This window comes from Caproicibacter sp. BJN0012 (assembly GCF_035986805.1).
Classification (GTDB): domain Bacteria; phylum Bacillota; class Clostridia; order Oscillospirales; family Acutalibacteraceae; genus Caproicibacter.
In genome coordinates this window covers 950259-974367 of record NZ_CP142518.1, presented here as the reverse complement: position 1 = coordinate 974367, position 24109 = coordinate 950259, and the positions used below count along the sequence as shown (strand labels likewise).

General features: G+C 48.1%; 22 protein-coding genes. All 22 read left to right on the top strand.

Annotated features, from left to right (window positions below; translation table 11 throughout):
- Window positions 1-2 precede the first annotated feature (2 nt).
- The 22 genes from VA597_RS04735 (at window position 3) to cpaB (ending at window position 23748) form a co-directional block, all read left to right on the top strand.
- A complete protein-coding gene (locus VA597_RS04735) occupies window positions 3-317 on the top strand; it encodes a hypothetical protein (protein WP_266161638.1) in 315 nt (104 codons plus the stop codon).
- A gap of 699 nt (window positions 318-1016) precedes the next feature.
- A complete protein-coding gene (locus VA597_RS04730; RefSeq protein ID WP_195464742.1) occupies window positions 1017-1442 on the top strand; it encodes a sigma-70 family RNA polymerase sigma factor in 426 nt (141 codons plus the stop codon).
- Between the two features lie 529 nt (window positions 1443-1971).
- Window positions 1972-2169 carry a hypothetical protein gene (locus tag VA597_RS04725; RefSeq protein ID WP_326975363.1) on the top strand — a complete coding sequence of 66 codons (198 nt, stop codon included), beginning with the start codon at window positions 1972-1974 and terminating at the stop codon, window positions 2167-2169.
- Between the two features lie 97 nt (window positions 2170-2266).
- On the top strand, window positions 2267-3976 hold the full coding sequence (locus VA597_RS04720; protein WP_326975362.1) for a recombinase family protein: 1710 nt from the start codon (window positions 2267-2269) through the stop codon (window positions 3974-3976).
- A gap of 746 nt (window positions 3977-4722) precedes the next feature.
- A complete protein-coding gene (locus VA597_RS04710; RefSeq protein WP_326975361.1) occupies window positions 4723-5832 on the top strand; it encodes a MarR family transcriptional regulator in 1110 nt (369 codons plus the stop codon).
- Window positions 5833-5853: 21 nt separating this feature from the next.
- Entirely contained in the window at window positions 5854-6420 is a 567-nt protein-coding gene (locus VA597_RS04705; RefSeq protein WP_442872792.1) for a hypothetical protein, read from the top strand.
- A 236-nt stretch (window positions 6421-6656) separates the two neighbouring features.
- On the top strand, window positions 6657-7037 hold the full coding sequence (locus VA597_RS04700; RefSeq protein WP_442872791.1) for a fimbrial protein: 381 nt from the start codon (window positions 6657-6659) through the stop codon (window positions 7035-7037).
- A gap of 56 nt (window positions 7038-7093) precedes the next feature.
- A complete protein-coding gene (locus VA597_RS04695; RefSeq protein WP_326975360.1) occupies window positions 7094-7804 on the top strand; it encodes a hypothetical protein in 711 nt (236 codons plus the stop codon).
- 13 nt (window positions 7805-7817) lie between these two features.
- The gene (locus VA597_RS04690) at window positions 7818-8768 is read left to right on the top strand and encodes a hypothetical protein (protein WP_326975359.1); all 951 of its coding nucleotides are present in this window, start codon (window positions 7818-7820) and stop codon (window positions 8766-8768) included.
- A complete protein-coding gene (locus tag VA597_RS04685) occupies window positions 8768-10147 on the top strand; it encodes a C39 family peptidase (protein ID WP_326975358.1) in 1380 nt (459 codons plus the stop codon). Before VA597_RS04690 ends, VA597_RS04685 begins: the two co-directional genes overlap by 1 nt.
- A gap of 25 nt (window positions 10148-10172) precedes the next feature.
- Window positions 10173-13100 (top strand): VirB4 family type IV secretion system protein, encoded by a 2928-nt coding sequence (locus VA597_RS04680; RefSeq protein ID WP_326975357.1) that lies wholly within the window; start codon window positions 10173-10175, stop codon window positions 13098-13100.
- A gap of 90 nt (window positions 13101-13190) precedes the next feature.
- Window positions 13191-13712 (top strand): DUF5697 family protein, encoded by a 522-nt coding sequence (locus VA597_RS04675; RefSeq protein WP_326975356.1) that lies wholly within the window; start codon window positions 13191-13193, stop codon window positions 13710-13712.
- Window positions 13713-13725: 13 nt separating this feature from the next.
- A complete protein-coding gene (locus tag VA597_RS04670) occupies window positions 13726-14388 on the top strand; it encodes a DUF6100 family protein (protein WP_326975355.1) in 663 nt (220 codons plus the stop codon).
- A gap of 129 nt (window positions 14389-14517) precedes the next feature.
- Window positions 14518-15648 (top strand): hypothetical protein, encoded by a 1131-nt coding sequence (locus VA597_RS04665; RefSeq protein ID WP_326975354.1) that lies wholly within the window; start codon window positions 14518-14520, stop codon window positions 15646-15648.
- Window positions 15649-15678: 30 nt separating this feature from the next.
- On the top strand, window positions 15679-17565 hold the full coding sequence (locus VA597_RS04660; RefSeq protein ID WP_442872790.1) for a VirD4-like conjugal transfer protein, CD1115 family: 1887 nt from the start codon (window positions 15679-15681) through the stop codon (window positions 17563-17565).
- A gap of 30 nt (window positions 17566-17595) precedes the next feature.
- The gene (locus VA597_RS04655) at window positions 17596-18999 is read left to right on the top strand and encodes a S1 RNA-binding domain-containing protein (RefSeq protein WP_326975353.1); all 1404 of its coding nucleotides are present in this window, start codon (window positions 17596-17598) and stop codon (window positions 18997-18999) included.
- A 184-nt stretch (window positions 19000-19183) separates the two neighbouring features.
- On the top strand, window positions 19184-19606 hold the full coding sequence (locus VA597_RS04650) for a DUF4320 family protein (RefSeq protein WP_326975352.1): 423 nt from the start codon (window positions 19184-19186) through the stop codon (window positions 19604-19606).
- A gap of 11 nt (window positions 19607-19617) precedes the next feature.
- Window positions 19618-20100 carry a hypothetical protein gene (locus tag VA597_RS04645; RefSeq protein WP_326975351.1) on the top strand — a complete coding sequence of 161 codons (483 nt, stop codon included), beginning with the start codon at window positions 19618-19620 and terminating at the stop codon, window positions 20098-20100.
- A gap of 59 nt (window positions 20101-20159) precedes the next feature.
- Window positions 20160-20732 carry a DUF6550 family protein gene (locus VA597_RS04640; RefSeq protein ID WP_326975350.1) on the top strand — a complete coding sequence of 191 codons (573 nt, stop codon included), beginning with the start codon at window positions 20160-20162 and terminating at the stop codon, window positions 20730-20732.
- A gap of 64 nt (window positions 20733-20796) precedes the next feature.
- Window positions 20797-22500 carry a hypothetical protein gene (locus tag VA597_RS04635; RefSeq protein WP_326975349.1) on the top strand — a complete coding sequence of 568 codons (1704 nt, stop codon included), beginning with the start codon at window positions 20797-20799 and terminating at the stop codon, window positions 22498-22500.
- Entirely contained in the window at window positions 22448-22978 is a 531-nt protein-coding gene (locus tag VA597_RS04630) for an A24 family peptidase (RefSeq protein ID WP_326975348.1), read from the top strand. The genes VA597_RS04635 and VA597_RS04630 overlap by 53 nt, the downstream gene beginning before the upstream one ends.
- Entirely contained in the window at window positions 22975-23748 is a 774-nt protein-coding gene (cpaB, locus tag VA597_RS04625; RefSeq protein ID WP_326975347.1) for a Flp pilus assembly protein CpaB, read from the top strand. The genes VA597_RS04630 and cpaB overlap by 4 nt, the downstream gene beginning before the upstream one ends.
- Window positions 23749-24109: the final 361 nt, after the last annotated feature.

The following is a 24109-nucleotide window of genomic DNA, read 5'->3' as shown; positions in this document are numbered from 1 at the left end:
AGATGTTCGGAAGATCAAATCATTTAAAGAACTGCTCGAAATCTGTACAGAAATCGTTTAAGACACTGAATATATTTCTGCCGAAAGTGCTGAAAATACATGGAGCGAAACATCCGGAGTTGATGGAAGTTAAACAGGTAACAGACGAACTGCAGGCCGTATTTGAAGATGGTATGGATACTGGCAGAGCAACGGCCTTATTGGAAAAACTCAGAAGCCTCACAAGAAACTATGCAATTCCATCAGATGCTTGCCCAGCATATAAGAACGTCTATAAGGCTCTGTCGCAGATTGATGCAATATTGTCAGCGGTGTAATGGCCTAAAGCCTTTGCTATTACGATTTTATAAAGTTAAAAAGCAACATCAAATGTACACAATGTCGGTAATATATAAAAATCTCATTAACGTAATCAAAATATAAGTGCTTTTGGTCTTGACAAGCTTTCGGAAATGTTACCTATGGTCTTTTTAGATCTTACCTGACTATGGAAATTTACACCACATTTTAGATATAACCGATATCAGATTTACCATCGTGTAATATTGCAAAAATGTACTCTTATGGCAGCATTTTTCTGTTTAGTAAGATTCTGTCACACAAAAAGCGCGAGTTTGGTGGGTGTATCATCATGTCTGAATAGCAATATCGATTCCCCTTCAGACTTGCAGGTTGGAGGGCTTTCCATGTGCATTCGATATGTTCTAAACATTAGGCGACCGCTGCACAGCAGCGGCCGGGCGTGATGAAGCGGACATCTATTCGCTATACGTTGCTCTAATAGGTAGTCTGTTAAAAAAAGCCTGTGCTGTTCAACGGGTAACTGTGGCCACGAACAGGAACCTATAGGATTCAAAAACTGGATATATAAGTTCATTTTTTTGCAAAAGGCTCATTTGGGTTATGCCCAAGTGGGTCTTTTTGGCCTTGCAAAGGGACATTCAGCCCGCTGTCGCTCCCCACCTACCTCTGTTTCGATTTGCCACAACTCAAAAATCGGAATGGAGGAAAATTTAATGACACAGATTAATTTGCGGGAATATTATCCCGATTTCTATACCACCGACTGCACTATCGAAGTGCCGAATGAAGTCGCGGCGCTCATGGTTTCCTATGAACGGGCCGACGCTGCCTACTACTTACGAAGATACCGGCACAAGGCGTATTACTCTCTGGATTGTGACGACGGCATCGAGAATGACATCCTGTTTGTCTCTTTGTCCCCCTGTGAAATATATGAGCGTAAAGTAACGGTCGCACAGCTCCACGCAGCGATTGCCTCTTTGCCGGACAAGCAGGCCAAACGCGTTTATGCCCATTACATACTCGGTATCAGTCAAGCCGATATTGCACGGGTAGAAGGTGTGGATGCCCGAAATGTACGCAAGTCAATCAGGAAGGGGCTTCGAAACATGGAAATCTTTCTAAAAAATGACCATTAGGTGTATCCTAACAGGCCCCAAAAATGAAAGGGTTTATGAGGGAGATATTATTCCCCTGTTGTAGCTTGAAAATTTAATAAAGGACAAGCCGGATACATACCGCAAGCAACGGCATACAGGAAGCCGGACGGCGGGTGCGCCATGATCTTTCCTTACGCGGGAGAGGGTGATCGGATTTTAGCGTAACGGAAAAGGAGCGAAAAACACCAGCACCGTAAGCAGAGCAGCATCCAATAGATGCAAGGCGGCTCTGCGGCAATCATCTGTATGTAATGAAACTTCCGTTCAGTCACAGTCCGAGCGTGATAAAACCGTCGCAGGCAATGAGAACGGCCCGCCATCATCATGGAGGGAGGTGCAATTCCTATGGTAACAGGTACGCCGCCTGTTCGTCCGGAATGTCTGTAAACATAAAAACAAATCGAGACAAGGGACAGCCGTGCCGTAATTGTTTCGCATTGCCCATGAGGGCAGTGCAAATATGGAAATAGACGGCGCGGCTGTTTTTATTTATACGGAGGCTATAACGATGAAAAACATGAAGTCTGCTGCCTGCAACAGCAATATACCGCCCGGCGTTTCCGGGCGCAATCGTTTAGATAAAACATCTACCTATGAGGTGGACGGCAAGACTTTCGTTGTCGAGCCTGTTTTTCAAACAGAAGGGCATGACACGCTGGGAACTATTTTAATACGACTAATGAGGGCCGACGCAGATCGGCTTTGATGATAAGTGCCAATGCGGCAAGCGTGACAATCGGCGGTCAATATGGTATACCTTACCCTGTAAATACTGCTTATTTGACTGCCGGAAAGGGGGATTTATGAAACGGTCAAATAGGAGAAAAAACCGGGAAGACACAGCCTTTCTTTATGAGCGGCTGTCACGCGATGACAATCTTGAGGGTGAAAGCTATAGCATAAGCAATCAGAAAAAACTTTTAATCAAGGTTGCCAAAGAAAAAGGATATACCAACCTTGTCCACTTCTCGGACGATGGCATTTCCGGTGTCACAATGGAGCGGCCCGGTTTTGTTGCGATGATTCAAGAGCTTGAGGAAGGCCACGCGGCGGCTGTTTTCGTAAAGGATATGTCGCGCTTGGGTAGAAACTACATAGAGGTTGGAAAACTCACGGAGGAATTCCTCCCCGATCACGACATCAGGCTTGTCGCGGTTTCCGACAATGTGGATACCGCCGAGGGAGAAAATGAGCTAACACCGATCCGCAATCTGTTCAACGAGTGGTATGCCCGTGATATCAGCAAAAAACGACGTATCAGCAATAAGATCAAAGGAAATGCCGGGGAACCGATGGGACAGCCTCCTTACGGTTACATCAAGGACCCGGACAATTCAAAACGCTGGATTGTGGATGAGGAAGCCGCTATCGTTGTTCGCCGGATTTATCAGATGACGCTGGACGGCTCTGGGCCGGAGCAGATCGCCGCCGCACTGGAAAAGGATAGCATCCTGACTCCAATATCTTATTGGCAAACACGAGGTGTCAACCGCCCTGGCAAGCATAAAGACGCACCGCCCACGAAATGGAACAGTTCAACTATCACGAAGATTCTTTCCTTACAGGAGTATTGCGGGGACGTTCTCAATTTCAAGACGTACAGCAAATCCTACAAGAATAAGAAGCGAATTGAGAACGACCGTGACAATTGGGTTATCTTTAAGGATGTGCATGATCCGGTCATTGACCGCGCTTCATGGGAAAAAGTACAGCAGAAGCGCGGCAAAATCCGTAAGCGGAAAACCAATGAGGGAGAAACCAATATGTTTTCCGGCTTGCTTGTCTGTGCCGACTGCGGTCACAATCTGCATTACCACTTCAATCAGGGCAACCCGGACATCAAGTATTTCAACTGTTCCAATTACAAAGGTAATCGGGGTACTTGTGCTTCTACCCATTATATCCGTGTCGACTTTCTGGAACAGGTCGTACTGGGAGAAATCCACAGGCTCACAAAATTTGCGAGCAAGTATGAAGATGAATTTGTCAAAGCGGTTATGGGACATTCTCAGCAAACGGTGGAACTTGAGCGGCAGAAAAAGCAAAAAGGATACAATGCTCTGTTGGCCCGCGATAAAGAGATTGACCGACTGTTTGATCGAATGTATGAGGACAATGTGGCCGGGAAAATTTCCGACGAGCGGTTTTCAAAAATGACCAAGCAGTATGAAGATGAGCAGAGCGGATTAGCAGGGCGGATAAAAACGCTGAGGGCCGAGCTTGATAAAGAAAGCCGTCAATCTGTGGGCACGGATATGTTCATTGCCACTGTGCGTAAATATACCAGAGCCAGAAAGCTCACACCGCGTATGCTGAACGAACTGATCGATCACATTGAAGTCCATCAGGCTGAGAAGGTAAACGGCGTATACGTCCAGAAGCTGACTATTCATTATAATTGTATCGGCTCCATTGAAATACCGGATGTTTCATCTCTACAGGAACCGGATGTTCTGATACAGACAAGAAAAGGAGTAGCCGTAAGCTACTCCCAAGCGCAAATGGCAGGATAAGCATATAAAAAGCCGAGTGTTCTTACAGCACTTTCAAATACTATAAGAACACTCGGCATGGTTGCGGAGGCAGGATTTGAACCTACGACCTTCGGGTTATGAGAATCTGATCTTGTGTCTTACAGTATCCATTGCTGTTTAACATCATCCGACGGAGTCCCTATTTTCAAGGGTTTTAATGATTTTCATTTCTCACGCCAGCTTATATAATAACATGGAATATCACAGCGGTTGGTGTCAAAGGTTGGTGTCAAAGACAGGAATCTTTCAAGAGCAATAAATAATTTCGCTGTGATAGTAAAAGATTTATTCCTTCGGGTTTTTAATAGCCCGATAAAAACATCTTCAGGTTTCAAGCTCCACAAAAAACACATCTTTGGGCAAAAGCATTGTTTCTGCGTTATCTCCTTTCATAGTTTTTTACGGCATGAAATTGGGAAAATATTTCATTGAGGTAATATGCCTTACGAAGAACTCCCTGATTTTCATGCCGTGTTTTTTTGAACAGGAGGATTCTTATGTCAGAGTATCGACTTGAACTCAAACATATCGTGGATTACCCACGATGCCGGATATACCGGCAATTTATACAAACCCTTATAGATGACCGGAGCATTCGCGCAAGCGGCTGCTCCGGTCTTTTTTTTTACAGTGCTTTGCTTCTAAGAAATGAGCGCGGCTGATTACATTATCAGATGGGCTTCTTTTTTTCTTTCTCAGATTCTCACAATTGAAAGGAGAACTCAATGTCTAACTATCAATTAGAATTAAAGCAAATCGTGGATTATCCACGATGCCGGATCTACCGACAATTTATTCAAACCCTGATTGCAGACCGGAGCATTCGCGCAAGCGGCTGCTCCGGTCTTTTTTATTTTGTGGTCCTTTGCTCTTACGCAAACTTCAGGACCTCATACCGGAAAATAGACGGGCTAAGCTATACGGTCTACCCGGGAGAATGGGTCTGCCGATTATCTGAGCTGGCTGGCTGGTTCCGAACACGACACCAATATCGAGTGTTTGAGATTTTGGACTTGCTGCAGGAACAACACCATATTGACTATTCAACAATCGGTCGCGGACAAGTGATCAAATTTAAGATACTGGGATGGAGAAAGCAAAATACTGTCCTCGACTACAATGCCCCATGTCAGAAAGATGTGGGGTTTTTCTTCTTCCCAATTTCAAAGGTGACCGAGCTGATCAGCATCGGAAAGTGTTCACAGATGGATATCTTGCTGGATTTGTGGATGCACGCCATCTATAACGACGAACAAGTGCAGGGCTCTGACGCAGGGCCGGTTGCCTATTTTCGCAACGGCACAGGTTCACCACTCATCGGCTATGCCGAGCTTGCCCGGCGCTGGGGAATGTCCAAGGCCACGACAGGCCGGATGCTCAAAAAGCTTGTTCGGCAGGGCTATCTCTCTCTGCTGTCCTTTCCCGGCCGGCATGGCAGCGTTATCTACTTAAATAACTACCTGTCTACCATGTTTCAGATTTCCGATGTAATGATCGATAAGGAGGAGGTCGCCATGTCGCTCAACATCAAGATTTCTGTTCCGGATGATGCTGAATCAGAACCGGAAACTGCCATCACGGAGGAACAGTTTTGCGTTTCAGTAAAAGATATTAGCGTTTCAAAAACGCACCTTCGCCAAATCATTGGAAAAGTGGCGCAAATCCTTTCAGCAGGCGGACTTGCCTGCTGCGATTGTCCCAAATCTAAATACAAGTTATATCCCTTATCTCCCGACTGCAGGGAAGGTTTAAGAGACTACATTTTAACCATTGTCTGTGGGGAAACCGAACTGTATCGTTTTGATCTTCGGCTTTACCCTGTAACAAAAGTATAAAGCTTTAAGGAGAATTTCATCATGAAAGATAACAAGAACGCAAAAATGCAGAATGATATACCGGATGTGACAGAGAATCCGTTATTTCATGATACATGGAAATTACTTAAAAAATATCGGGATGTGGTATGGAGCCTGGAGCTTTCCGTCCAGCAGGTACGCAATAATTTTGAAATTGAGTATGGCAACAGCATTGAGGACTTCCTGGATTCCATTTATCTTGCCGGCGCCGATCTGTCCGGCAGCAGCCTTGAGTACCATGCTAAATGTATCGAGCGCAGTCATAAGATGCTGAAGCTTATGGAAAACGCAGTCGAATTGCTCCGCAGCAAGCACAAGCATGGTGAAAGCTATTACTGGATCCTCTATTATACTTTTCTTTCCCCTCAACAGCTCCGCAATGTGGAGGAAATCATCGAAAAACTCCAGCCACACATCCGGAACATCTCATTCAGGACATACTACCGTAAGCGGCAGGAGGCTATTGAGGCTTTGAGTTCGGTGCTCTGGGGTTATACTTCGAAAGACTGCGTGGAGGTTTTGGAGAAGTTTTTCCCCGACAATCCGGACGGCAGTAAAATGGCGTGAAAAGAAATGAAAGTGGCAGAGTTTTGCGATTTACATGTAAATCCCCACATGCTATACTGAACATGCTCAAAGATTTATCCAAAACCGAATACGGGAGTAAAGACACCTTTTGATGGAGGTGTTTTTTTATTGCCCAGCGGTATTTTTACCGCTTCAAAAGCAGCACTCAGCAAGAATTTGCGGGTGCTGCTTTTGTGTTTTCGGATAAGACAAAAAATCATGGGAGGTATGAAACCTTGAAAAAAACAATTCGTTCCCCGCAGCCTGTGTCAAAACGGACTGTAAATTACGGCAGGCTTCTTTACACAGTCTTTTTGACGCTGAGTATGTCCGCCATGCTGTATCAGCCAGCCTTTGCGGCGACAGACGTCTGGACAAAAGCTACTGAAATCATGAAGGACGTATACAACCAGATTCTCCTCATTTCCACCATTGCGGCTATCGTCACCGCATCCGTGGCACTTTTGCTGATGAACTTTTCCAGAAGCGGCAAGACGGTGGATGAAAGCCGGGCATGGCTCAAACGAATCTGTATCACATGGGCCATTTTAAACGGTCTGGGCTTCATTATGTCCTACGTCACCCCATTTTTTGCGGACGGCAAGTGGAATGGCTGACACCGCAGCGGATTTAACAGTCATCTATCATGCCGCACAACGAAAGGAGTGATGAAATGGGCATTTTAGACGGAATTGTATCCTGGATTGCTGAGCAGGTAATGTACGGACTCGATCTGATTACAACTTCGGTCCTGGGAGCTTTGGGATGCAATATGGATACATTTCTACGCTATTTTCCCGCTGCCGAAACGATGTATAAGGTTTTTGTAGCCTTGGGAATCGGTATTATCCTGCTGAACTGGATCTGGCAACTTTTCAAAAACTTTGGCCTTGGTGCAGGTATTGAGGCAGAGGATCCGGTGAAGTTAAGCTTTCGATCAGTTCTGTTCATTTTGTTGGCGTACTTTTCCGACCAGATTGTAAATACAGTACTGACCATCGGCGGTACACCCTACAAGTGGATCTTGACCGCCGACCTTCCGCCGCTGAGCTTTTCAGATTTTAACTCCGTAATGCTCGTCATTATAGGAGTATGTGCAAATGGTGGGGTCGCCCTCATAGCACTGATACTGGTTCTGATTCTTGCGTGGAATTACGTCAAGCTGCTTTTCGAGGCGGCGGAACGGTATATATTGCTTGGCGTTTTGGTCTACACGGCCCCGGTTGCCTTTTCCATGGGGGCATCACAGACCACAAGCAACATCTTCAAGAGCTGGTGTCGAATGTTCGGCGGACAGGTGTTTTTACTCATCATGAACGCCTGGTGCCTACGCCTGTTTACCAGTATGGTCGGCAATTTTATTGCCAATCCGTTATCGCTTTAAGGAGGGCGCTCTTATGAGGAAATATAAAAGAATAATTATGCTGCTGGTTGTCATGACCGCCCTGTTCTGCTGCTTTTCCACTACTGCATTTGCATTTTCCGAAAGTGACGCACAGTCAGCGGTGGACAGCGCAGGTAAGGAAGCGGTGGCCGGCAATGTTTTTATCTGGTTTTTGTGTGCGGTAGCTTTTCTGAAGGTCAGCCAGAAAATCGACAGCTTTATGTCAAGTCTCGGCATCAACGTCGGGCATACGGGCGGCTCCATGATCGCTGAAGCCATGATAGCCGCCAGAGGATTCACCGCCGTGAAGAATTTTGGAAGCGCTTTTACCGGACGGGGAGTCCGCGGAGCTCCAGGTACGGCAGGCTCCGCCGGAGCAAAAGGTGCGGCCGGAATGGCGGGTATGGCCGGAGCAATGGGCGCCATGAGCGGAGGCCTTGCCGGTGTCGTCAGCAGGCAGTTTGGCAGCAGTGCAGTGAAACAGGCTACGGGTCAAAGCAGCGGCGGGCTGGGCGGCAGGATGTTCAACTCATCTATGGAAAAGGGTGGCGATTTTGCAAATAACGTTATTGGCTCTATAGCCAGAGGCAACGTGAACACCACCGGAACAATGACCGGTGAAACCGCGGTAAAGGCGTTCCATTCTTACATGGGGCATACCGGGCAGGCCGACGCTCCTTCTTTTTCTGCGGTCGAGATCGGCGGCGGCCGCATTTCCGGGGTAGAAACCACCGTCGAGAATCCAAATGGGATTGAGTTTGGAATGTATAACGCCGACCAGTACATGGCTCCGGAGGGAGACTACAGCACCGTAAAGGCGGTGGACGGTTCCAAGTGGTACAAACAATACGCCGCTGATACTGTTGAAAAAACACCGTACATGGCTCCGGACGGCAAAATCGCCTATAACGAAAGCATCGTGCAGAAGCTCCCCCGTATGCCCCACAGAAAGGATAAAGTCTGATGGCAGATGAAAACAGAAACAGCGCGTCCGAGGTTTTGGAAAAAGGCGCAAACGCGGCCCAGACCATCCGGGGCGCTGCAAAAACCGGTAAGGCTATCGCCGGCATTGCGAAGGGTGCGGCTGCCGGCGGACCTTATGGAGCAGTTGCCGGAGCGTTGTGGTCCAACCGGAAAACTGTGATAAAGATTGTACTGGCAGCGGCGTTTCTCTTGCTGTTGCCGGTTCTTTTTATATTGATGCTTCCCGGACTGATTTTCGGAGGGTTTGGTTCCGACGGTTCTGCGGACCCCAGCCAGCCGCCAATTCTCAATAATGACGCCGCTATCACTGAGAACGTCAACACTATTTCCTTTGCCATAAACGGCATTTTGGGAGAAGGGCTGGACGATGTGCTGGCCCGTATTAATGCGGATTTCTCGGCTTCCGGGGGTGATCAAAAGGAAGTCGTCAACCCTTACGCCTCTTCCCCGGTTTATAACGCCAACCTTTTCATTGCACAGTATTGTGCCGCCAAGGGCCGAGATTACCAGAGCCTTACTGTCTCTGACATGGAACAGATTCTGCGAAGCGGCAAGCAGCATTTATACAGCTTCACCCGGGCGGAGGAGGAACGGAAATCCTCTTCTGTCGATCCGGATACCGGTGAGAAAACCACCACAACCGAGTTGTGGATGATCTATACCATTGTCTACAATGGCGAGGCTTACTTTGCTGATAACATTTTCCACCTTTCGGATGAACAGAAGGCTCTTTCCAATGATTACGCACACAACCTGAGTGTGTTTCTGGGAGATGGACTGTTTCAGGGACTGGATGACGATGAATATATCCCGGGTCCTTCCTATGAGGGCGTGACCTTCGCCGATGGCTCCACGCCTGTCGTTTACTTTAATCAACTAGACGAACGGTTTGCGGATAAGCCATATGGGACCGACAACATCGGCGGTTATGCCTGCGGCCCAACATCCATGGCCATTGTCGTTTCAACCCTCACCGGCAAAACGGTGGATCCCATCCAAATGGCGGAATGGGCGTACAAAAACGGCTATTGGTGCAAAAACAGTGGTTCCTATCATTCGCTGATTCCGGGAGCAGCAAAAGCATGGCATCTTTCGGTGGAAGGATGCACCGCTTCAGAACCGCAACGGATTGTGGATGCGCTCAGCTCCGGAAAGCTGGTGGTGGCGATCATGTCAAAAGGCCATTTCACCAGTTCCGGTCACTTTATGGTTCTCCGCGGCGTAACATCGGGAGGCAAGATTTTGATCGCCGACCCTGCCAGCTATACGCGCAGTCAGAAGGAATGGGATCTGTCCATCATTCTTGATGAAGCAAGTAAACGGGCGGGGGCAGGAGGTCCTTTCTGGATTATTGGCTGATCCCAACATGGAAACGAGGTCGAACATGAGCGATAAACAAGATGAACGAGATACTTATATCATCCCGCCAAACTTTATCGAGAATGGTACTCTTTTCGGTGGGATGTTCAAAGTGAGGAACGCAATCGAAGCCGCTGTGCTTGCCATTGTGGTGGGCATTCCGGTTTTCCATCTAGGGCTGCCTCTGACAACCCGGATTATTATTCTCTGTCTTACCTCACTGCCACTGGCCCTGTTGGCCTTGATCGGCATATCAGGTGAAAGCCTTTCCTCTTTTGCTTTCATCCTTCTGAAATATCTGAAAAACCGGCGTGTCGTGGGGGTTAAAGAAGAAACGGTGCAGGAAGAACAGGCCGCACCGAAAAAAAAGCGAAGGCCGGCCAAAGAAAGAAGAGCAAAGAAAGAGGATTTTCCCGCTGAATTTGATGAGGTCAAGGAAAAATCACCCCGTCGGGAAAAGTCACCAGGGAAGTGTAAAGCGGGCGAAAAAAAGGAAATTCCCAACCGTTATTTGAATCCGGTGGCTGAGTATATTCCGGTCAATAAAATTGAAAATGGGGTCATCTACACAAAAGATCACCGGTACGTGAAAATTGTAGAGGTGTTGCCCATCAACTTCCTGCTCCGCAGTACCAGAGAGCAGCGCAGTATCATTTACTCCTTTATTTCTTTCCTTAAAATCAGTCCGGTCAAAATGCAGTTCAAAGTGATTACCAAGCGTGCCGATATTAACCGCCATCTGCAAACAGTTGAGCGGGAAATGGAGCAGGAAACGGATGAAAAGTGCAGACTGCTGCAGCGGGACTATACAAAGCTGATTCGGAAAATCGGCTCCAGAGAAGCGATTACCCGTCGCTTTTTTATTGTTTTTGAATACGAACCATGGAACGGGCGACGCGGTGAGGATGAGAACGAGGCAGTCTCTTTTCTCCAAACTGCAGCGCGTACTGCCACGAATTATCTGCGTCAGTGTGGGAACGAGGTCCTGGCTTGGGAGGACGAGAACGAAGCGACCACCGATGTGCTGTACAGCCTTCTGAATCGCCGCAGCAGCACTGAAAAATCTCTGCAGGAACACGTCCGTGAGGTTATCGGAAAATATGTGGCGGTTAGAGGGCCGGAAGCCGTGGATGATATTCCGGTCACGGAATTTTTTGCTCCGGAAAAAATCAATTTCATGCATGGCCGGTATGTTCAGGTGGATGATGTGTACCAAGCCTATCTGCTGGTACCTTCAGCGGGATACAAGCCTGAGGTGTGTGCCGGCTGGCTGTCGCTTCTGGTCAACGCCGGAGAAGGCATCGATCTGGATTTGTTCTTGCAGCGCCAGCCGAAAGAACGTATCGTACAAAAACTTGGCCAGCAGCTTCGTATCAACCGTTCCAAAATCAAGGAAACCTCCGATACAAACTCCGACTTTGACGATCTGGACGGTGCCATACGAAGCGGTTATTTTCTTAAGGAAGGGCTTAGCAATAACGAAGATTTTTACTATGCAAATATACTTATAACCATCACGGCAGATACGCTGCAAGAGTTGGAATGGCGGGAAGCTGAAATGAAAAAGCTGCTGATATCGCAGGATATGGATGTAGTGACCTGCTCCTTTCGCGAGGAGCAGGCTTTTTTATCGGCATTGCCCCTGATTTCGCTGGAAAAGAAGCTGTATGAACGAAGTAAGCGTAACGTGCTGACAATGGGAGCGGCGAGCTGTTATCCATTTACTAGTTTCGAGTTATGTGATGACAATGGTATTCTGCTGGGGGTAAATAAGCATAACAATTCCCTCATCATTGTGGATATTTTCAACAGCCGAACCTATAAAAACGCCAATATGGCGATCCTGGGTACCAGCGGCGCGGGCAAGACCTTTACCTTGCAGTTGATGGCGCTGCGTATGCGGCGAAAAAACATTCAGACCTTTATTATCGCACCGTTAAAAGGGCACGAGTTTCATCGGGCCTGTGTCAACATTGGCGGCGAATTCATCCAGATTTCACCTGCTTCTAAAAACTGTATCAATATCATGGAGATCCGCCGCGTGGACCGGAGCACAAGTGAACTATTGGACGGCCCTGTGCTGGATAAATCGGAGCTGGCGGCCAAAATACAGCGTCTGCACATCTTTTTCTCCCTGTTGATTCCAGATATGTCTCATGAGGAAAAGCAATTATTGGATGATTCTATGATCAGGACCTATGCCCTCAAAGGAATTACCCACAACAACGAAAGTCTGGGAGACCCTGAGCGCCCGGGATATTACCGTGAGATGCCAGTGCTCGGCGACCTGCATGAAATCCTGAAGAAAAATCCGGATACCAAGCGCCTCGCCAACATCCTAAACCGGCTGGTCAACGGCTCCGCCAGTACGTTTAACCAGCAGACCAATGTCAATCTGGAAAATAAGTATACGGTACTGGATATTTCCGAACTGACCGGTGACCTTTTGACGGTGGGCATGTTTGTGGCGCTTGACTATGTCTGGGATAAAGCAAAAGAAGACCGCACGGTTGAAAAAGCCATTTTTCTTGATGAATTGTGGCAGTTAATCGGAGCGTCATCCAACCGACTCGCCGCTGAATATGTATTGGAAATTTTTAAAATCATTCGCGGATACGGTGGCAGCGCTATTTGCGCCACCCAGGACTTAAATGACTTTTTCTCCCTCGATGACGGCAAGTACGGCAAAGGGATCATCAATAATTCTAAGACCAAAATCATACTTAATCTTGAAGATGAGGAGGCCCAGCGTGTCCAGGAAATTCTGCATCTCTCCGAGGCAGAGGTCATGGAGGTGACCCATTTTGAGCGCGGCAACGGTCTGATTTCCACCAACAATAACAATATTACTGTAGAGTTTAAGGCAAGCGACTTGGAGAAGGAATTAATCACTACTGACCGCCGGGAATTGCAGGAACTGGTTGAACGCAAGAAAGCTCAGCAAGCAGTCTAATGCGGATATAACACGCAGTTAATACGCATAACCGAAAGAATTACGTTTTTTATACGGAGTTAATACGCATTAAAAGGAGGGACCGCCATTGTGAAAACCAGAGGGGACCTGTATGCCAAGGAGGCACAGGAACTTGTCAGAGTCATCACGCTCTATAAAACGTTGGCCTGCGAACAGATCTATCGCCTCTTCCCAGGCAAAGAAAGCAGTATTAAAAACCTGCTGTCCGTGCTTATTAAACAGAGGCGGATTTTTTATAATCCTGATGCTAGCCGGCTTTCGGCAAGTCCGGAGTGTGACGCGGCTCCTGATATGGGCATGATCGCTGCCTTTTGGGTGCTGCTGGACTTCATTGATCGGGTGGAATACCATACGGCCAGCGATTTCCCGGTCAAAATCAGCTTCTTCTGCGATGGAGAAATGTATGAAATCGTTCGTATTGCCTTTGGGCAGGAAGTGCTCATAACCCACGCCCTTCCCAAGGAAGATGATGCCCGACGGATTATACTGGTCGACTGCCCGAAGCAAATTGAAGTAATCCATATTTCAGGTATCGCCGGCTTCTGTACAGTCGATCCGGATGGCGCCACCCACTATTACAAACTTGAGTAGAAAAGAGGAAACCATGGAAAGACAAATCATTTTCAAGAGGATCAACGGGATTTTAGATGATCTTTCCCGTCTGCAAAGCGCGCTGTATGCCATGAATATGACGGACATCCAGCGGTATTTGGAGAACTATGAGACCCTTGCAATGGATGCCGTTTTACGCGGTGAACGAATCACCTGCCGTCTGCGGCATCTCCTTTACGCAACCACCAGCATCAAAAAAGCGGAGTATATGCAATCCGCCGCGCAGATACACGGTACCAGCATTGAGGAAAACGATGGGATCGTGGAAATCACTTTTCCAAGCCTGATGCCCAAACGCAAACAGTGGCAGAGTTCGGAGTTTCTCATTGACCCCCTGTACTTTGCCCTGAGCGACTATGCTGACCGGCACACTCCAGAGAAATTCAGGGAGTGTGTCGTTTGTTTTGTTAATATCTACTGCAAGGATCTCCCCTCGCGCCGGGTCAGGGATTACGACAATATGGAGTTAAAGCAGGCGCTGGACGTGATTGCCACATTTTTCATGACGGATGACGGCGGCCGATACTGTGATACCTATAATACCACTGGGTTCGATGAAACCGACAGTACCCGTATTTTCATCATGGAGAAAAAGCGTTTTCCGGAATGGTTGCTGAGCCGCCAGCAAAGGGCTTTTGAGATATCGGATTTTTGAGGATTTTGAGCGAAAATTTTCCGATAAGCAAAAAGCAGTTGAAACTCCCATGATCCAAGGCTTTTTCCGGTTTTCACCGAGGTTTTTTTACCGTGGTTTCCAGCCTGTATGGTAATTTTCAAGGAGGTGATGACTATCGCTGAGATAGAAAAGGACACCCAGGCTTACCTGCTTCTCAGCCTTGTAGCGGTATCAGGCGAGCTTCCTGCCAGTCAGGTTCACAGGCTCATTGGGAGTGAAAGTTATGGCGAGAAGCTTCTGACATCTTTGCGTGACAGGCGGTTGCTCCGCACCTGCTATAAGGATAAGCTGCGGGGGCACAGGCTGACCGCAAAGGCTAAGGCATTGCTGCTGGCGGATAATCACAGCCGATTCTCGTTTTTCCTGACCGGCAACATCAACACAAACCTGATTAAAAGTGAGGTGCCCCGAAGGCTCCGTCTCCACCGCATCTCCGAAGCCACTGTAACAATGCAGAATGCCGGTGTATCGATCTTCCGAGATGAAAAGCCGGATGTTTTTTATCCGGAGGGTGCCAATCCTGTTCAGCTGCCTGCAATCAAACAGGCGGCTTATTACAACTCCCGTGAAATTAAGGAATTTGGAGAGGAATCCGAAAAAGTCCGGGGAGCCCGGACGGTAGGTGTTCTGCTGACGCCCCGGGATGTGTATGTGATTTACAATACCGCAGATACCCTGATGAAATGGGAGTATAAAGTTGAGATGCGCATTAAGGCTTTGATGAAACATGTACTCTGCTATCAACGGCTCCCGCACCAATATCGCTCTGAGAGCATCAAAGGACTGGTTTTAGGCGAGAGTATGGAAACCGCTTATCAACTTCTTACGAGCACGGGCGGTGTCAAGCACAGCTATTTTGTGCTGGACGGAAACTATGACAGCGTCTTGTTTCTCACCAACGACCATGCCGGCGAGGTACTGCTACGCCTGCTTTGCGACCCCGAAAAAACAAATGAGCTTAACCGGATGCTCATGGGCGGGCTGTATCCACCGAATCCGGCTATGCTCTTTGAAAATGACGCCATAGACGAACATGGAAATCCGGTACTGTTTGCTTACTTTTGTGACATGCCCCGTATTACCCGTTTCTCCACGGCATTGAATCTGCGAGAAAAAACAGGTTCCCTCATCTGCTTCGATTATCAGAAAGAGGCCCTGCAGCGGTTCTGCGGGGACCGGGTTAATATCCAAACAATCGACCTGAAAAAGTTTAAAAGGAGGTTTTATCATGAAGACTAAAAAAAAAGATTTTGGCTGATTTTGCTTCTGTTGCCAATCCTGCTGGCCATGAGCTATGGCGGGGGTTACCTCTCCCAACTTGCCGGCAATTACAGCCGGTGGCAGCAAGGAGGCGGGTATCCCGGTGACGGCACAGCGCCGGTTTCTCCTTCTGCTTCTCCAATAGAGTGCCTTAAGGCAGTTTTTGATTTCCCATACAATCTGTATGGGATTTTTCTTTGCGCGCTGCTCTTTGGCCTGCTCTTTGCACTGGTGATGAAGTTGGGATTCGGCGACAAGGGAGAATACGACCGGGAACGCAACCTGATCTATTCCCGGAAGGGCACCTATGGTACCGCGGGCTTCATGTCCCAAGATGAGATGAAGGGAGTCCTGGACCTTATACCCGACATCCGCAAACATCATGGTACCATTCTGGGCCAGATCGACGGAAAAGTTGTCTGCGTGCCTGAAAATAGCATGATGAATCGAAATATCGCCGTTTTGGGCAGCAGCGGGTCAAAAAAGACGCGTGCATTTGCCGTCAACATGGTGCTGCAGTGCGCCATGCGCGGAGAATCGCTTCTGATTTTGGATCCCAAGGGCGAGATCTACGAAAAGACAAGCGGGTATCTGCGCGACGAGAAAAATTTTACCGTCAAGGTATTCAATTTGATCAGCCCTGAAAACTCCGACTCATGGAACTGTGTGGCTGAAATCGAAGGTCAGGAACTTATGGCGCAGTTATTTTGCGATGTAATTATAAAAAACACCGGTTCGGAGAGAGGTGACCATTTCTGGGACAATTCTGAAATGAACCTTCTGAAGGCATTGGTATTGTATGTTGAGCAGGGCTACCCGGCAGAATCCAAAAACATCGGATCTGTCTACCAGCTTCTGACCCTAAGCTCGGAGCACGAACTGAACAGCCTTTTTGACGCGCTGCCGATTACCCATCCGGCCAAAGCACCTTACAGTATTTTCAAACAGGCTTCGGATACGGTGCGAAGCGGAATCATCATCGGCTTGGGGTCGCGTTTGCAGGTGTTCCAGAATAAAATGATCCGGATGATCACCAGCCGTGACGAGATCGACCTGGAATTACTCGGCAAGCAAAAATGCGCGTACTATCTCATCAGTTCCGACCAGGATTCCACCTTCGACTTTCTTTCTTCTCTTTTTGTATCCTTTTGCTTTATCAAGCTCGTTCGGTTTGCTGATAAGCATTGTCCGGACGGCAAACTTCCCATACCGGTCCATGTCTTAGGCGAAGAACTGGTTGCCTGCGGCGTGATTCCGGATCTGAGCAGAAAAATTTCTGTCATCCGTTCCAGAAATATTAGTATGTCGTGCATCTTCCAGAACCTGGCGGGCCTCCAAAACAGATATCCCTTAAATCAATGGCAGGAGATACTGGGCAACTGCGATGTGCAGCTTTTTCTTGGATGCACGGATGCTTTGAGTGCTGACTGGGTGAGTGAGCGGACGGGCGAAGCGTCTGTACACGTTTCCAGCAAGGCCAAACAGCTCGGGACTTGGCGCATCTCCGATTATACTCCCGAATACCGGGAAACCTCGGGTGTTGGACGGCGTAAGCTGATGACCATGGATGAAGTACTGCGTCTGCCGGTCAACAAAGCACTGGTTATCATGCGCGGACAGAAAGTTCTGCAGGTAGACAAATACGACTACTCCCTTCACCCCGAATCCCAAAAGTTATTCTCCAGTAAGGCATCTTCCCATATTCCCGATTGGTTTGACAAAGCGGACGAGCCGGAATTCAGCGCCCCGAAACGAGCAGAAAAAAGACCGACTTCGAGACGCACCAAGGCTCCGCCGGTTTCGGAAGCCAATACCGATGATGAGAAATCGCCATCCCATGTATCCGACAGGAAACCGGCAATTATTCAAACCGACAAGGACTCAATCATGTCTTAAATTAAATATTTTAATAGGAGGAATTATGCTATGGCAAAAACAAAAAAATCTGAAAAGTTGGAACCGAATCTTACTGCTACTGAGGAGGTATCCTCGGAGATGAAAAACACTGCTGAAGATGTGGCCGACGTGTTGGTACCGCAAGGTGAACCCCCCGTACAACTGGATGATTCCGTTGCAGGATTACTGCTATCGAATGCGGATGAACCTTCACGACAGCCGGAAAATGAAGTTCTGCCAGGGATGGATGCAGGCAATCATCTTCCGCCCGATGATGAGCAATCTTCTGGTTTTGCTGAACAGTCCCAGGAGAACCCCGCCGAGGAGACAGGAATTCCTGATAAAACGCCGGGATCTTCTGCTGAAGGTCAGTCTGAACCGGAACCCCCAAAAACCAGGCGAACTACCCGGAGAAAAAAGGCGGATGCCATTTCGGTGGCAGAGAATTCTGAGGCTGTGCCTGGGAAGGATAGTGCCGAAACTTCCACGAACAATTCTTCGATACGGAAATCCAGTAAACGGGTTGCTAATTCTTCGGTCCTCACCATCGAGTCCCACGCTGAGGTGGAAACACCCGACGACCGTGAGGAAATGATCTGGCATGAAATCCATAATGCCTACCGCACCAGAAAAATACTGACCGGCACGCTGGGCGGAATTGAGCAGTTGGAAACCGGTAAGACCATGGCCATTGTTTATTACAAGGAAATGCGCATTGTCATTCCGATGAAGGAGATGATGATCAATTTATCCCAGGAAAATTCTGCGAGCTATGGCGAAATGATGCTTCGGCAGAACAAGATCCTTGGTGCTATGCTTGGCGCCGAAATTGATTTTGTGGTGAAAGGCATTGACGCTAAGACACGCAGTGTGGTTGCCAGCCGCAGGGACGCCATGCTGAAAAAGCGTCAGATTTTTTTCATGGGGACTGACACTGCCGGCATGTACCGTATTTACGAAAACCGCATTGTACAGGCCCGCGTTATCGCCGTAGCTGACAAGGTGATCCGGGTTGAGATTTTTGGGGTCGAGTGCTCCATTATGGCCCGGGATCTGTCCTGGGACTGGCTGGGCGATGCCCATGAACGGTTCAGCGTGGGCGATGAGATTCTTGTCCGCATCCTGAATGTGAAAAGGGATTCGCTGGAGGATCTCTCCGTCAAGGCGGATGTAAAAAGCGTGACCAGCAATACCGGCCGGGAAAACCTCAGCAAGTGCAAAGTGCAGGGTAAGTATGCGGGCAAGGTTACGGACATCCATAAAGGAACCGTCTTTGTCCGGCTATCCATCGGCGTCAATGCCATTGCACACAGCTGCTATGATAACCGGATGCCTGGAAAAAAAGACGACATCAGCTTTGTGGTTACCCACATAGATGAGGAACACGGCGTAGCTGTAGGTATCATCACTCGGATCATCAAACAAAATCTGTAATGGCACAACATTGGCGCTAAAAGAAATGAAAACGGCAGAGTTTTGCGATTTACACGAAAATCCTGATCTGCTATACTGAGTACAGTTGAAAATATGGAAACCAAGAGCCGCTGATCATCTCTGATCGGCGGCTTTTGCGTTCCCGGAAAGGCAGGAGTTGTTTTTGTGCCGTATCAAACGAATTTTGAAGTCAGATAAAGGCGAAGCCAATTACATTAGCACAGTAGTCTACATTTTTATTGCAGTCATCTTTTTAGCTTTTATCCTCAATCTGTTCAGTATTATCTCCGCCAAGCAGCAACTCGACCAATGTGCGGACCAGATGGTCAAACAGATCCAGCTTGCCGGGGGGGTCAACTCGGATACCGAGGATTTATTTGAATATCTCAGCGGAGAGATCAAAGGAGCCACCAATATCACCTACAATATCGATTCCAGTTACCATTCTCCGCGGCCATCCGGTATGGATAAGGCCATCCAACTTGGCACGCCCTTCTATATCACCATCACCGGCAAAGCGAAACTCGGCGGATTCTGGAACTTTCACTTGGTAAATATCACAGTCGTCGCTAATGGTGCCGGGGTAAGCGAGCGGTATTGGAAATGAGGCGGTACAGTATGATGAAACATTTACGAAATGACCGCGGTGACATGACTTTTACCACCTGCTTTATTATGCTGGCGCTGGTCATGCTTGTCTCCTTCCTGCTCTTGTTTTTCTCGGTACAGATCAACTGCATCAATATCCGAAACGGAATCAAGATGGAGCTCAATAATTTGACTGCCAGCATTTATGCTGATACTTATCGCTCGCAGCGGGAAACCGACTTGGACGAATATGTCAGCACTCTCTATTCCAGCAGTTCCTATACCCACCAGCTTGAGCAGAAGGTTGAGGACGGTCTCGCAAAAAAAATTCCTCTTGAAACAGAGGATTATCGCATTAAAAACATTCGGCTGGAATTTACGCAGGATGGTAATGACCAAATAGAATATATTTTTACTTGCGATACCGAATTTTATGTTATAATGTTTGGTAACAGGTATCCCATTATCACCCGTGAGATACGCTTGACCGGCCACCATAATACGAAATTCTGACGCGGTGTTGAAAAAACGCTCTAAATTGTGTATAGAGTATATAAAAGGAGGATTATTCTATGAAGCTAAAAAAGATAGTAACATCGAAGCCATTCATAGCAGGCACTCTCACCGTTTTGTGCTTGGGAATTGTTGTGGCTTGCTTAACTCTTCAGGGGAATGAAAAAAGTGAATTTGTCCCTGAATCTTCTTCAAAACCGACGCCGGCGGAAAGCTGGAGTGAGAACCCGTCCACGTCCGAACCGGAAAATGGAAGCGGGATGAACGGCGGTACAGGCACCTCTTCCAAAGAGGAATATCCCAAGGTGGTGGAGAACGATGAAAGTCGGACCGTGGTGGATTTCACCAACCCCACCCCGGAAAAGCCGGAAGCGCCACCCGCGCCGGAAGGAAAAACAGAGATTGTGACCAGCTCCTCCCATCCGGTCCAGAAGGATCCGTCAGTGACGCCACCCAAGCAGGAATCCAAAACAGAGTCTCAAAAATCCGGTACTCCTGCTCCCGGCAGCAAGAATGACAAGGGTCAGGTATATGATCCTGTCTTCGGGTGGATCACTGTACCAGATGGAAAAAGTGTTCCTGCAGACAACGATGGAGACATCAACAAGCAAGTCGGGACGATGGGAGATTAAAAAGTTAATATGATGATCAAAAGACACAGCTTTCGGGCTGTGTCTTTTTGTTTGGAGGTGCAAGATGAAAAAAATATGGGCAGTATTGCTATGCTTGATTTTGATCCTCTCCATAGGCAGCCAGCCGGCCTTTGCAGATGGCGGCGACGGCAATATGGATGGAGGAGGCGGAGACATGGGCGGCGGTACTTCCGGCAGCTACTGGAATAACGGGGATGACGGGGTCCGCGTTACTGTTATTCGGGTCAGCAGCAACACCGCTGCTACTACACCTGTTGATTTCAGCAATAAATCACATACTGCGGCGCATTTTGGGAAAATAAGCAAACTTCAGTATCGAAGCGGAAAAGCCCTCTCCCCATCAGGTGCCCAATATGTCAGTATTGCTCCTGCGCACACCCTGCCCGAAATCATCAGTGGAGACGGGAACAGTAATATTGAAGCGATCAAAAAGTATTTTTGCTCGGAATATGCTGCAATGCTGGTGGCGGACGCTACGGGTATCAGCTATCAAACATTGGTTAATGGCGAGTATAAGTTACTCATTGAACCAATTGCCTATTTTCACTTTAATGGGACAATGTATGCCATGACCGCCACGGAGGCTGCGTTATATGACCAGCTTGCCAACGGCGGCCTTAGATCAAAAATGGTGAGTCTGACCCATAAAAACCTCCCGCTGTCCATTTTTCTGGAATATCCTGATTTGGGATTTCCGGCATGGGATGGTTCTACATCCTCAAAAGTTTCAAATTCAGAGATCATCAATAAACTTGGCCTTGGAATTGTTAAATATAAGGAAGAGACTCCTGTCCAGGGCGATATCAATGCGCCGGATGTGGAATACCGTGTAAATACGGACGTCATTACCAGCGTTACGCTGCGTACCAACAGGGATTTGACACCGGACAATCCAGCTTCAGTTACGTTCCATATCGATGGGCGAACATACACGGTCAATAATGTCGTCATTCCAGCGGGAGATTCCCAGGTCGTGTGGGTGAAATGGCACACACCTTCCACGCCGACCACCATCACCATTGACGTTTCGGTCAGCGGAGCCTATACAGCCGAGGATACCCTGAAGGCAAAAATCGAGGATCTGAACGGCAAAATCCCGCCAGATCCGCTGGCATCGGATACGAACTCGGGTTATACAGTTCCCATACTCCCGTCCAATAACCAAAAAACGACTGCTAACTGGGGCGTCTGGGATTGCTATTGGGAGCCGGATTGGGTGTGGTGCTCCGACGGAACAGATGAAAACGGCAATGAAATTGGTCATTGGGTGGATGAAGGTCAATGGGAATTTGAGTACACCGGCTATTCCGCCAGCCTTTCCGGAACAATGAATCTGATGCCGGATGACGTCGTGCCTACCGCCAATGGTAAAACGATGAAGAGCGGGTATGGCGTCAAAACAGAGGTATCCACGATTCTGTCCACTTCCGCGCCAAGCAGCCATTATACCTATACGCAGACTGCTTTTTCCACCTTCCCGGAATTTCAATACCAGACATACCTCCGGGTACTTGAGCAGACTACCGGCGGGCGTAACGCGAAATTCCGGTTTCAGCCGAATGAATATTCTATCACCAACCGCAGCGTACATTTTCTTCCGGTCTGGTTTCCGGACGGAAAGCGGTTTACGGTCTACACACAGGTATGGGATACATGGACGCCCAACGGAATGCTGTCGGTTAATCTGAGTGACTATGTATCCATTCAGGGTAGTTTGTTCGATGATTGGTATACGAGCCGTGAATAGATGGGAACTGATCTATTATCTATTGCTGATTCTATTCCTTGTGACGTTTGCCGTATATGATATGCAGCATAAGCGAGTGCCTGATTTGGCACTCGCTTATTTTTTGCCTTTCGCGCTGTTATCCCTTCCTGTAAACCTTATGGCGGAAGGTGAATCGAGCCTGCCTCCCTGGCTTATGCCAGCTTTAGGAATTCTGTTCGGCGGCGGGACGCTTCTGTTTGAGGCAATCGTAACAAACGGAAGAATCGGAGGCGGAGATATCAAGTTGACTGCCATGCTGGGAATTGTGTACGGTCCCTATAACATCCTGCTTGCATTGTTTTTTGCAGCTCTGCTGGCTATACTGTTTGACCCGCTTGAAAAGCGCCGCACCGGGAACCGCGTTTTCAGCTCACCCTTTGTTCCGTTTTTGGCCATTGGCTGCTGCGTGGTTACCATTTTAAAATTTATAACAATAGAAGGAGAGAAACTGATATGAAGCTCAATAACCGATTTGTATTCGGCATCATCAGCCTTGTACTGGCAGCTACTATTGCGTTTATCGCAATTCCAACGACAGTCTCTAAAACCAATGGGAAGACGGAGATTGTCCGCATCTCACAGCCGGTACTCAAGGGTGCCCAACTCACCGATAAGGACGTGGAACTGGTGGAAGTGGGCGGCTACAACCTGCCGGCAAACATTGCCCGTGCGAAAGAAGATGTCGTCGGCAAATATGCCACAGCCGACCTGGCGACGGGTGATTATATTCTGGCCTCCAAAGTCAGCTTTACCCCCATCACTTCCGACATCCAGTTAAGTAACATTCCATCCGGCAAAGTGGCGATTTCGCTTACTGTCAAGACCCTCGCCAGCGGGCTTTCGGATAAGCTGCAGCCGAACGATATCATTCGTATTTATCATTTTCTTGATGTGGCAGAGGATGTTCCCGAGCTGCAGTTTGTAAAAGTTCTCTCGGTTACCGATTCCAAGGGGGCCAATGTGGATAACACACAGAAACCCACCGAAGATGAGGAAAAGCAACAGTCCGCTACTATCACTGTACTGGCGAGCCCCGAGCAAGCGAAGGTTATCACCGGCCTTGAAAACGACGGCACCTGCCATGTGGCGCTCATCACCAGGAACAACGACAAGCTGGCGGAAGAGCTGCTTAAAAAACAGGATGAGTCGCTGTTGGCGCTCTATCCTCCGGCGGCCGGGACCACCGCTGAGACTCCTGATTCGGCACAGCCCAAACCTGAACAATAAAAGTGGAGGAAAAGAATATGAGTAAAAAGTCGAAGAGGACGATAATAATTTTGCTTGCTGTCGCCCTTCTCATTTTAGTTGTCGGTATGGTGAGTTGTTCCATCCGGCTGAAGGAGTTGGAGCCCCCGCCTCCGGTTACATCGGAAACACAAAATTCATCGTCTGATTCCAACAGCCAAAATCCAGCATCTAATTCAGATACGTGGGGCATTCATACCGGAGAAGATGTGTCGGGACCTGAGACCAGCGGAGATACCACTTCTGCTGGTGATGTCGATACAACCCCGGGGAAACCAGTTGAGGATAAACCTACATCAAATCCAACAACGCCACCTTCCAAACCTTCGAAACCGGTAAAACC